Annotated in this window: 10 protein-coding genes and 5 pseudogenes; 10 read left to right on the forward strand and 5 right to left on the reverse strand. The window is 42.0% G+C overall.

Annotation, left to right across the window (positions count from 1 at the left end):
- Nucleotides 1–26: 26 nt before the first annotated feature.
- Nucleotides 27–710: pseudogene (locus TT11_RS14640) on the forward strand (DUF421 domain-containing protein).
- 130 nt (nt 711–840) lie between these two features.
- Here the strand turns inward: TT11_RS14640 and TT11_RS14645 are convergent.
- The 5 genes from TT11_RS14645 to pnuC form a co-directional block, all read right to left on the reverse strand.
- On the reverse strand, nt 841–1,923 hold the full coding sequence (locus TT11_RS14645; RefSeq protein ID WP_261870974.1) for an inner membrane CreD family protein: 1,083 nt from the start codon (nt 1,921–1,923) through the stop codon (nt 841–843).
- An 86-nt stretch (nt 1,924–2,009) separates the two neighbouring features.
- The gene (locus TT11_RS14650; RefSeq protein ID WP_261870983.1) at nt 2,010–2,387 is read right to left on the reverse strand and encodes an inner membrane CreD family protein; all 378 of its coding nucleotides are present in this window, start codon (nt 2,385–2,387) and stop codon (nt 2,010–2,012) included.
- Between the two features lie 231 nt (nt 2,388–2,618).
- On the reverse strand, nt 2,619–3,143 hold the full coding sequence (locus TT11_RS14655) for a TIGR00645 family protein (protein ID WP_101204361.1): 525 nt from the start codon (nt 3,141–3,143) through the stop codon (nt 2,619–2,621).
- Between the two features lie 80 nt (nt 3,144–3,223).
- Nucleotides 3,224–3,832, reverse strand: a complete 609-nt coding sequence (locus TT11_RS14660) for an ATP-binding protein (RefSeq protein WP_261870975.1) — start codon at nt 3,830–3,832, stop codon at nt 3,224–3,226.
- Nucleotides 3,783–4,493, reverse strand: coding sequence for a nicotinamide riboside transporter PnuC (gene pnuC, locus TT11_RS14665; RefSeq protein WP_261870976.1), 711 nt, complete (start codon nt 4,491–4,493; stop codon nt 3,783–3,785). Before pnuC ends, TT11_RS14660 begins: the two co-directional genes overlap by 50 nt.
- 295 nt (nt 4,494–4,788) lie before the next feature.
- Here pnuC and TT11_RS14670 point away from each other — a divergent pair, with 295 nt between their 5' ends.
- The 9 genes and pseudogenes from TT11_RS14670 to TT11_RS14705 form a co-directional block, all read left to right on the forward strand.
- A complete protein-coding gene (locus tag TT11_RS14670; RefSeq protein WP_261870977.1) occupies nt 4,789–5,934 on the forward strand; it encodes a beta-ketoacyl-ACP synthase III in 1,146 nt (381 codons plus the stop codon).
- Nucleotides 5,935–6,169: 235 nt separating this feature from the next.
- Nucleotides 6,170–7,261: a peptide chain release factor 1 gene (gene prfA / locus TT11_RS14675; RefSeq protein WP_057760300.1), complete on the forward strand. Its 1,092-nt coding sequence runs from the start codon at nt 6,170–6,172 to the stop codon at nt 7,259–7,261.
- A gap of 130 nt (nt 7,262–7,391) precedes the next feature.
- Nucleotides 7,392–8,929: pseudogene (lysS, locus tag TT11_RS14680) on the forward strand (lysine--tRNA ligase).
- A gap of 115 nt (nt 8,930–9,044) precedes the next feature.
- On the forward strand, nt 9,045–9,500 hold the full coding sequence (locus TT11_RS14685) for a hypothetical protein (RefSeq protein WP_261870978.1): 456 nt from the start codon (nt 9,045–9,047) through the stop codon (nt 9,498–9,500).
- A complete protein-coding gene (locus tag TT11_RS14690; RefSeq protein WP_261870979.1) occupies nt 9,454–9,963 on the forward strand; it encodes a hypothetical protein in 510 nt (169 codons plus the stop codon). The genes TT11_RS14685 and TT11_RS14690 overlap by 47 nt, the downstream gene beginning before the upstream one ends.
- Before the next feature lie 79 nt (nt 9,964–10,042).
- Nucleotides 10,043–10,309 carry a hypothetical protein gene (locus TT11_RS14695; RefSeq protein WP_261870980.1) on the forward strand — a complete coding sequence of 89 codons (267 nt, stop codon included), beginning with the start codon at nt 10,043–10,045 and terminating at the stop codon, nt 10,307–10,309.
- An 82-nt stretch (nt 10,310–10,391) separates the two neighbouring features.
- Nucleotides 10,392–11,077, forward strand: a pseudogene (gene dnaX, locus TT11_RS17490) (DNA polymerase III subunit gamma/tau); the annotation flags it as partial.
- A 24-nt stretch (nt 11,078–11,101) separates the two neighbouring features.
- Nucleotides 11,102–11,418 (forward strand): annotated as a pseudogene (locus TT11_RS17495) (DNA polymerase III subunit gamma/tau); the annotation flags it as partial.
- A 66-nt stretch (nt 11,419–11,484) separates the two neighbouring features.
- Nucleotides 11,485–11,748: pseudogene (locus TT11_RS14705) on the forward strand (hypothetical protein); the annotation flags it as partial.

Consider the following 11,748-nt stretch of genomic DNA (forward strand, 5'->3'; position numbering starts at 1 on the left):
CAGATAAATAAATAGGAAACGATAGTATGGATTGGGCAAGTATTTTTATTCATGACACAACTTGGTTATTTGCCTTTGAAATCTTAATACGTGTCACTGTCATGTTTGTATTGATTATCACATTTTTACGATTTACTGGTAAGCGCGGTGTCCGTCAGCTCTCTATTTTTGAGTTAACCATCATTTTATCGCTAGGTCTATTGCAGGTGATCCCATGTTCACCGAAGACCTGCCCATCATTCAAGCGGTATTAATCATGGGTACCGTCATTTCGCTCTATAGGCTTTGTACTTGGGCGATGATGAAATTTCAGCCTTTTGAAGACCTGCTAGAGGGGCGCTCAATGTATATTGTAGAAGATGGCATGCTGGTGCTTGATAAAATCAAAAAAAGGTGAAATGTCACACGATGAGTTTTTTGCTGAAATGCGCCAACAAGGGGTTGAGCATTTAGGTCAAGTGCGTACTGGTTTGCTCGAAGCTGATGGCAATTTTAGTATTTTATTGCACACCTCTGAAAAAACAGACTACGGGATGCCGCTTTTCCCCAAGCAATACCGACCGGTCGAGCAAGTAGAAGCAGGTGTTTATTATGCTTGTATGTATTGCGGTTACGTTGATGAAATCTCTGACCCCAATCAGTGTTGCCCGCGCTGCGAGGATAATTGCAATAATTGGGCTAAAGCGTTAAACAATCATATCGTCAAATAATATGACTACTTGGCTGCCTTAGCTCAGTTAATAAGCTAAGGCAGCCAATTTTTTCAAATTATCAGATAAAAACCTCTCATTTACTGACATTTTGTCTGACTTGTTTTATACAGCGCATGGCTCTCATCATTTATGTCACTTTATACCAGTCAAGTTTGCGAGTCATCACCATCACGCAGGCAAGTATCACAAAGCAGAATATCGCACCCAGTAATAGATTGAGATCTTCTGTACTTAAAATACCGAAAAACGCAGCATATAGTCCAGCAAGCGTCGCGGTAAAGATTACTGCCCGTTTGAAACCACCAAATACGTAGTAGCTATACCAGCCAATAAGCCCGACACAAGCACTGGCTGCTACCGTATAGGCTTGCCAAAATGCGATTTGTTCCGCAAGCGGCAGTAATAAGACATAAAAGACAAATAGTGCGCAGCCGACGAGCAGATACTGAATAGGGTGGATGTGACTTGATTTGAGTACTTCAAATAAAAAGAAAGTACCAAACGATACCAAAATTAATAGCAAGGCGTACTTCATGGCTCGTTCAGTTTGTAGATAGACATCGTTAGGGCTCGCAAAACTAACGCCAAAGCTGTTTAGCAGAATACTTTGATTGCTGCCAGCTACTGCCATACTGTCTGCCGTCAAACCTCTTGATGCTTCAAAAGAATCAGGATTGTACGAATGACTATCGGTATTAAGTGTTGGTTCACTTATGACAGTACATTGATGGTTAGGCGCGCTGAGACATTGAGAGAGGTATTGGTTATTAGCGATAGTTAAATACTGATTTTGCCAACTGGCATCGAATCCTGCAGCGGTAATGCTCTTGATATTTGGCAGTGATTTACCGATGAAGTTTGGTGTCTGCCAATCGCTGTGCATAGACAGAGTAAAGTTCTGCCCAGTTGGGACAGTCGTTACATTACTAATGCCAGCTAATGGCAAGTCGATCATAATATTGAGCGCTTGATTGTCTCTAGGATTAGATAACTGGCTATTTACCTCTGATTTATCTAAATTTATACCCGCTGAGCTTGTGGCAACAAGGCTGTCTTTATTCTGCTGGCTAGTAGGATTGATTAATTGATCCAATACATCTTTAGGAATATCTACTTCGACATAGGTTAAGTTCTCTATTATTGGTATCTGCGGATAGTTTGCTGCAATTGTTTTTTTGATTAATTGTGACAGTAGGCAGGGTAGCGACACCGCGCAAATCAGACACAGGAATGATAAGTTTTACCTTGTTCCAGTGGGTAATGGTTTTGGCTAGCTGTGTCTTATCTGCATCATCGTCAATTGTAGTTCCAGCCTGGTCTAAATTTTTTTAAAGTCTTACCAAGCGTATAACTTTGATTGAATGTCAGCTGACCATCATAGCTAGTAGCGCTATAGATACCGCGTTTATAGGTGTCTGTGTTTACTTTTAGGTTCTGTGCTGCCTGCGTCTGAAAGGCAAATATCGTCTCGATTTTCGAGTATGACGGTTCGCATTTGTTCTTTACATTTGGTGTATCAGATGACTGACATGCTGGTGTGACTGTCGTAGGGATGGCGATAAATGGATTAATGACTTCTTGTGGATTGACGTGCTGCTCGGTGATTTCTTTTATCACTGACTCTGTGTAGTATTGTCTCTCATATATGATGTCGCTAATCATACTGAGACCAATCGAAAAAAACGATACAAAGTCCTACAATGATGGATAACTTAGTCAATAATGTTTTTTTGCATGTTGTCGTCTCCTAAGTGTCTTTAGTCCACAGCTGCCGAGATAGCAGACTGTGGCTTTAAAAGACATCATAGAGAGGGCGTGAAGAGAAGATGTGCAGGAAGTATGAAATAACTGTGAAAGGGTGAAAGTTGATATTTTCGGATAATTATTTTTCGATTATTCATGTGCTTAATGCTTTTTCGTGTCGCCAACGACTTTATCCATAATAGCGAATAACAAGCCAGACAACACAAAGGTCATATGAATAATGACCTTCCACATGAGCTTGTCAGCATCAAGTTCACTCATTCCACTAGATATATCCATAAAGGATTTCAAAAGGTCAATCGCCGAGATAGCAACGATCGCTCCGATAACTTTGAGCTTTAGGCCAGAAAAGTCTACTTTGCCCATCCAGCTAGGACGATCATCATGAGTGCCAGTATCGATTTTTGAGACAAAAATCTCGTAGCCACTGAATATAATGATAAGCAATAAACTGGCAACTAGAGAGATATCAACCAATACCAATATATCTACAATCACACTGGCTTCAGAGGCCGTCAGAATGTCAGCAAACATATACCATAGCTTTTGGACAAATTTAATAAATAATAAAATAATGCCCAACACAAGCCCTAGATAAAAAGGTGCCAGTATCCAGCGGCTATTAAATATGGTTTTTTCTAAGTAAAGCTCAAACTTCTTTAGCATGGGTATCTCTTAAGTTTTAAAGACAAGAAAGTCTTAAAGACACAAATATGAATAATTTTTTTGGGTATAGCTATTTAGTTTTAGTCAGGCGATATATTATCTATATTAGCGAGCTGCGCTACTACTTGCTGAACGCGCGCTTTTTTATCGCCACTAATGCGTTGAAATGGTTTTTGATGCTTGCTTAATTGACTGGCGAAATAGTCGCTTATCTCATCGCGTTGGTGTGGACTGTCTCGCAGGTCATCAGCCACCCATGGCGTATCAACCTCAGTCAATAATATCAAATCATAGTGATGCGCCAACGCTGCTTGCTCAAGATCCGTTGGGCAGTCGCCATAATACCAATAAGAATAAACCATCAGCTCAAACAAACTGGTATCGCAAAACAAATAATGACTGGCATTAGACGACTGAGCGACTTGTTTGGCCAAGGTATTCTCTAGTGTCATCTGCCCCTGTGCGATAGGTAGTAGATCTTCCCGCGTACAAGTCAGCTGCTCGTCGTCCCATTTTGCCTGTAAGTAGGTGCGCATATATTCTGACACCCAAGGAGTATCAAAATGCTCGGCCAAATCACGACATAAGGTCGTCTTACCCGTACTTTCTGCTCCTAAAACCGCGACGTTGATGACAGGTTTAGGCGTATGTTGCTCGAGGTTGTACGCGGTAGCGTCGTTGCCATTCATAGTATGCCCAGATTGCGATAAGAGTGAAGACTACATATTGTAGCGCGGTAAAAGTAAAACCTTTATAGAAGTATAGCGGTACCGATATCGCATCAGCGATGATCCAGAGTATCCAATGCTCAATCTTACGCCGCGCCATGAGCCACATTGCCATTAAAAATAAAGCCGTAGTGAGCATGTCAGTATAGTCGACCCAAGTAAATAGATGGATTCCAAGTACCGCACCATCGAAACTGAAGCCATTATTAATCACTGGACGGAAGTAATAAACCAATCCTACAAAAGCTATCGTTCCTGCTGCCAAAGCAGATAGTATCGGGATGTCACCTGCATGCAAATGCTCAATACGGACATTATTGGCATTTGACTGCTTGTGCTCAACAGACTGGTTTTTCTTATTCTTTGACCAGTTAATCCAGCCATACAAGCTCATCACGGTATAGTAAGCATTGATGAACATATCGCCAAACAGCTGCCACTTCCACAGTAGGTACACAAATATAGCAGTGCTGACCAGACCGATAGGGAAGACTAAAATATTGGTTTTGCTGGCGAGTAAGACACTTGCTACGCCGAAGACAACGGCAATCAGTTCAAGAATGATGAATATTGTAGAGTAGTCAGCGTATTGACCAAATAACCAGTTGAGAAGTTCTGCCATTAGTATTCCTAAATATGAGCGCGTATCAATATTCTGAATAATCAAGATAGTTCGATGAATAGTACAGAATAAATGATGCCAATTATAACGTAGCTATCGCAAAAGGACGGCAGTCTTTGCTAATTTATGGCAAGAAACAGATTATTTGTAACAAAGTATTAGAAAAATTATAATATTCAGGCATAATAAACACACTGATTTTAAGTTTACAGTTATTCACTGAATTTGAATGGCTATTATTTTTCCACTTTTATGCTTATTCCAAGCACCACAGTAGTAGACAAGGAAGCTTATCATGACGACTTGTATCACAGGCACTGGTCTTTATATCCCACCTTACAGCATTAGTAACGAAGAGCTAGTTGAGTCATTTAACCAGTATGTTGAAAACTATAATACCGAACATGCTGAAGAGATAGCTGCAGAGACAATGACGGCACTTGAGCCTTCTTCAGCTGCTTTCATCGAAAAAGTATCTGGTATCAAATCACGTTATGTGATGGAAAAAGACGGTATTTTAGACCCTGAAATCATGGCACCAGTCATTGCCTATCGTAACTTAGGTGAAGAGCTGTCTGTGATGGCAGAAATGGGCGCGGCTGCGTTAAAAGACGCATTGGCTGATGCTGGACTTGAGGCCAACGATCTAGATGGTATTATCCTTGCTTGCTCAAATTTCCAGCGCACTTATCCTGCGGTTGCTATTGAAATCCAAAATGCCATTGGTATGGTTGGCGGCTTCGCTTATGATATGAACGTCGCCTGTAGTGCGGCAACGTTTGGTTTATCGCAAGCGCATGGCTCTATTGTTTCTGGTCTTGCCAAACGTGTGGCTGTGGTCAATGTTGAGATTACCTCAGCGCATCTAAACTGGCGTAACCGTGACAGCCACTTTATCTTCGGTGATGTGGCGACCGCTTCTATCGTTGAAGAATTAGATACGCCAAAAGGTTATGAGATTCTAAATTCTAAGCTATTTACTCAGTTTTCGACCAACATTAAAAATGAATATGGCTTTATGGATCGCTCAGAGTATCTAGCAGCACAGACTGAAATGTATCCAGATATCAAAGCACCGGTCACTGACAAGCTGTTTTTGCAAAACGGTCGTAAAGTATTCCGTGAAGTCTGTCCGAAAGTGTCAGAGATTATCACTGAGCACTTGCAAGAAAACGACATCCCAACATCTGATGTTAAGATGATGTGGTTGCATCAAGCCAATGCCAATATGTTGGATTTGATTCTACGTACCGTGGTTGGTAAAGATGCCGATAAATCGATTGCTCCGAGTGTTATTGCTGAATTTGCCAATACTAGCTCAGCGAGTCCTATGATTGTATTCCATCGCCACAAAGATGACTTAGTATCAGGCGATCTGGGCGTTATTTGCTCATTTGGTGCAGGTTACTCTATTGGATCGGTCTTAGTTCGCAAGGTCTAATACTTTGACTACTTGTTTTGATAAAAATAGCTAAGAATATTCTTAGCTATTTTTTTGTCTGTTGTTTTTGCTATTGAAATTAAGCTGTGACATCTAAATATAAACAGAGATGTTTGAGAAGATAACATCGAGATTACCGACAATATCAACAAGAATGATTAGAGGTTTTAATTTACCCCAAAAAAATTTGCTATAATCACGGGCTTATTCCTCTTATCTAATTAAAAGTCCTTTTATGAAAGAATCCTTACGCCTGCGTTTAGACCAGATGGTAGACCGTTATGAAGAGGTCACCGCTTTATTGTCAGATCCTAGTGTCATCAGTGATAATAATAAGTTCCGTGAATTGTCTGTTGAGCACAGCGACTTGATGGAGATCACGACACTGTGGCAAAACTACGTGGGTGCAGAAACGGATCAGGCCGATGCAGAAGCGATGCTAGCTGATGCAACAGATCCTGACATGAAAGAGATGATGATCGATGAGATTGAGAGTGCGCGTGATACCATCGTAGAGATGGAAGAAGCGCTCAATCTGATGATGCTACCCAAAGATCCTAACGATAAAGTACCAGCATTTTTAGAGATTCGTGCAGGGACAGGTGGCGATGAAGCAGCGATTTTCTCTGGTGACTTGTTCCGTATGTACCAAAAATACGCGCAGAGCCAAGGCTGGACACTAGAAGTGCTCTCTGCAAATGAAGGTGAGCATGGCGGTTATAAAGAAATCATCACTCGTGTATCTGGCAATAGTGTATATGGTCGTCTAAAGTTTGAATCAGGCGCTCACCGCGTACAGCGTGTCCCTGAAACCGAGAGCCAAGGTCGTGTGCATACGTCAGCTTGTACGGTTGCGGTCATGCCGGAAGTTGAGATTGATGATACCGTCGATATCAATCCTGCTGATATCAAAATGGATACTTTCCGCTCAAGCGGCGCTGGTGGTCAGCACGTGAACACGACTGACTCTGCCGTACGTTTGACACACATTCCGACAGGTACCGTGGTAGAGTGTCAGCAAGAGCGTAGCCAACACAAAAACCGTGCGCATGCTATGAAAATGCTGGTCTCTAAAATTCAACAAGCCAAAGTGCAAGCACAGGTCGATGTGGCGGACTCTATACGTCGTGACTTGGTCGGTAGTGGCGATCGCTCTGAGCGTATCCGTACCTATAATTTTCCACAAGGTCGTATGACCGATCACCGTATCAACCTTACCTTATACAAGCTTGATTCCATTATGGAAGGCGACTTGGACGAGATTCTTGATGCACTACTGCGTGAGCATCAGGCTGATTTGATGGCCAGTATCGGTGGCAATGACTAGTAGCTAGTCTTTAAGAGTACCAGTAGTTTTATCGTTTTTATCACCATGTCTGTTCTTATAATAATAAGTATTGATTTAATTTTTCTGTTTTCGTTTATCCATTTAATTACCTAAAAATATTGAGAGTGTTATGTCAAAGCACAATAATCAGAACCAAGATCAAACCCCAGTCGTAGAAGATGCTAACGAGCTAATCGCACAACTGCAAGCCAAGCTAGATGATATCAGTGCTTCAGGTAAACAGCCGTATCCTAATACGTTCAAACGCACTGATTATGCGCAAGACTTACAGACGGCTTTTGATGGTGTCTCAAAGCAGGAAATTGAAGAAAAAGCAGCAAATGGTGAAAAAACACAGGTCAACGTGGCAGGTCGAGTCATGCTCAACCGTGGTTCGTTTATCGTGATCCAAGATATGACAGGCCGTATTCAGTTATATGTAGCACGTAAAGAGCTTGATGAGGAAACGCGTGCGAGCATTAAATCACTAGATTTGGGTGACATCGTTGGGGTGTCAGGCTACATCGGTCGCTCAGGTAAAGGCGATTTGTATGTGCATATTGAAGAAATTACGCTACTGACCAAATCACTACGTCCAATGCCAAACAAGTTCCATGGCTTGGCTGATGTCGAGGCGCGCTATCGTAATCGTCATCTTGATTTGATGACCAATGAGACGACTCGCAATACCTTTATGGTTCGTAGTCAGATCGTTAGTGGTATTCGTCAATTTATGCTAAATGAGCGTTTTATGGAAGTCGAAACGCCAATGATGCATCCGATACCAGGCGGTGCAGTAGCCCGTCCGTTTGAGACGCATCATAATGCATTAGACATGCCTTTATATCTACGTATCGCGCCTGAGCTTTATCTTAAGCGTCTAGTCGTTGGCGGGTTCGAGCGCGTATTTGAGATTAACCGTAGTTCCGTAATGAAGGGGTTTCAACCCGTCATAACCCTGAATTTACCATGATTGAGTTCTATCAAGCATACGCTGATTATCATGACTTAATGGATTTGACTGAGCGTCTGTTTAATCAGTTAGCAATAGATGTGTTGGGCACAACAGAGCTTACGTATCAAGAAGAAGCCATTAGCCTAAAAGCACCATTTGCTCGTCTGTCAATGTCTGATGCGATTGCAAAATATGCTGAAAACTTTGATATGACACGTATCAATGATCGTGAATACCTAGCAGAATATGCATCTACGACACTTAAGCAGCAAGTCAAAGATGTGTTTGGTGTGGGTAAACTACAGACGATTATCTTTGAAGAAACGGCTGAGCATCAATTACGTCAGCCAACGTTCATTACTGAGTACCCAGCTGAGACCTCGCCTCTAGCGCGCCGTAGTGATGACAATCCTGAGATTACCGATCGCTTTGAGCTGTTCGTTGGTGGTCGTGAGTTGGCCAATGGTTTTAGTGAGCTTAATGATCCAGCAGACCAAGCCGAGCGTTTCCGTGGTCAGGTTGCTGAAAAAGACGCGGGCGATGATGAAGCCATGCATTTCGATGAAGAGTATATCGAAGCATTGTCTTATGGTTTGCCACCGACAGCTGGTGAGGGTATTGGTATTGACCGTTTAGTAATGCTATTTACCGACTCTGCTAGTATCCGTGATGTGATCTTGTTCCCGCATATGCGCCGCAAACAAGATAGCTAAGATGGGTTTGCTTGCTATAAATCCAAACTGATACTTAACTCAGCACAAAAAGCTTTTGCTCATTTTCACAGAATGGGTATCAGCTTTTTTGTGAAATATCGTTTATAGAGGTATTATGGATATTCAGCAAGCATCACATGCGCCATGGCAAAAAATGATTCAGCAATGCTTTTTATCATTGTATGAGTTGCCTGATGACAAAATCACTGACTCTGATCATTTTCAGGGTTATGATTTTGTTTTTGAGTTTTCTGGCGCTACTATTTATCTGCTCGTCAATACGGTTGTGATGCAAGCGAATAGACAAGAAGTGGATAATGCTAAAGTTCGTGAGTGGAGAAAAGAAGTTGTTAACCAACTCATCAAACGCCACGCTCAGATTTATCAAAAAAACGATAGCCTAGTTGTAGATAGAAGTGCCGCGACAACTGATAAAGCAGTTTATTTTATTGGCTTGACGTCATTGTCTATTAATCATCAAGACGATCAGTCGGGCCATTCATCTTATGCAGTTGGCTACGAATATGGCAGTCGGTTTTTTTGCAGAGGATTGTGTTTTAGACTTAGATGATGAGCAAAATATCCTACAAGTCTTTAGTCATCAAAACTTCGTTGATATCCTCAATCAGTTGGTGACGCCAAGTGATTTGACAACTTTTTTAGATTTTCATCGTCGTCAACTATCTAGTTTTGCATCATTTCAAAACGAATCAACATTGCTTAAACAGTTTCTACAATCACCTGACTTTCATCAAAGAGCGATTAGGGTGCAAGAGCAGCTAATCGATAACGAGTTAATTGAGCAAGTTGAATTACGCTTACTTAAAGCAGTAGAGCCGAATCAGACTGTGTTTGCCGATGCTTTAATGGCTGAGATGCAAAAAAATACGGGTATGTGGTTCAAGCTATTCAACAGTGTGCTTGAGCGTTATCATGAAGCAGGTACACCTTTACCAAATGAGCAGGTTGATATTTTGGCAGATGAGTCAATATATACCTATGCGTGTCTAGTAGAAAAAAATCTTAGCTTATAGAACCATAGATCAAGACTCGCGTTGGAATGGGTATGTCCGTCATGAGCATTCTTATCATGTATTTGGACGCCACTATCTCATGGTGTTTTATGCGCAGGACGATAGCAGTTCGCTAAGCGCAGAGAATGTTAGGCTCTCTTATAAAGATTTATTGTCAGACATCAACGTCCAGTTACAAGAGCCAGTAATGGACGATTTATTTTTACTAGGTGTAGAGTTTAGGCCGTGCGAAGACAGTGTAAACACTGAGGTTTATCTGGATATTTTTCATCAAGCAGGCTCATTGATTGATGAAAGTACTCAACGCTTATATGACCGACTGGCCCAACTTCAAGCTCAGTTATAACCTAAACATAGTACGATTCACTAACCCGACGCTTCCTTTATATTCGTATTATTTACATTGGCATTTATTATGACGCAGCAATATCAAGTTTTTAGCTCGCAAATACCGACCAAAAAACTTTCACGAGTTGATTGGGCAGACGCATGTGTCTCAAGCGCTGATTAATGCGATTGATTATAATCGTCTGCATCATGCTTATCTGTTTACAGGTACACGCGGTGTGGGTAAGACAACGATTGCGCGTATTTTATCTAAATGCTTGAACTGTGATACTGGTATTACTAGTACTCCTTGCGGTGTATGTGATAACTGCGTTGCTATTGATCAGGGGCGTTTCATTGATCTTATTGAGATTGATGCCGCTTCTCGTACCAAGGTTGAAGACACGCGTGAGCTATTAGACAATGTGCCTTATGCGCCAAGCCAAGGGCGTTATAAGGTCTATCTGATTGATGAAGTACATATGCTGTCTACGCACAGCTTTAACGCGCTACTTAAAACGCTAGAAGAGCCACCGGAGCATGTTAAGTTTTTATTAGCGACGACTGATCCACAAAAGCTACCGATTACGATTATTTCGCGCTGCTTGCAGTTCGTTCTGCGACCATTACCGCAAACGTTACTTAGCGAGCATTTGGCAAATATCTTGACTAAAGAGCAGGTAGCTATACTCAGCCAGCCATTTGGCAATTGGCAAGTGCAGCTAAAGGTTCTGTACGTGATGCTCTATCATTGACCGATCAAGCCATTGCTTTTGGTCAAGGAGCACTGGATGATGCGACTGTCAACGCAATGCTTGGCCTCATTGATGCCGCTGACTTAGTACGTCTAACCACGGATATTTATAATCATGATAAGTCTGCGGTTGCTGCTCACATTGAGCAAATGCGTGCGCAAATGGTCGATGCGACTAGCATGTTCGATGGGCTTGCTGAGCTGTTACATCAGTTGGCATTGACCCAACTGTTGCCTGAGGTCGCTCTCAATGTCAATGAGGCGCAAGCAAAAGATATTTATACGCTAGCTCAGCATATCAGCCTGATGTATTGCAGCTATATTATGAGATTGTTGTACAAGCCCGTGAAGGTGTCAAACTTGCAAGTACGCCGATGCAAGCGCTTGAGATGTGCATTTTGCGTTTACTGGCGTTTCGTCCATTGCCAGTCGATGAAGTCTTGAGCAATACTTATGATAGTGATGGGTCTGTTACCAAAGTACCAGCTATAGAACCAGTATCTTCGGTATCAGCTCCAGATGCTATTGCACATGAGGCGTCAGCACCGCCGCCAAAGCTTTATAATGTTGATTATCCGGCTTCAAGTCACGATGAGCTGCAAAGCGGTATTGATGATAATTTAGCGCAGTCAGTGACTAGTGCTATGCTTGAACCAGTTGTTGAGCCTGAACCAGTTGTTGAGCCTGAACCAATTGTTGAGCCT

Origin of the sequence: Psychrobacter sp. JCM 18901 (genome assembly GCF_000586435.1) — a bacterium.
In the GTDB taxonomy this organism is placed as follows: Bacteria; Pseudomonadota; Gammaproteobacteria; order Pseudomonadales; family Moraxellaceae; genus Psychrobacter.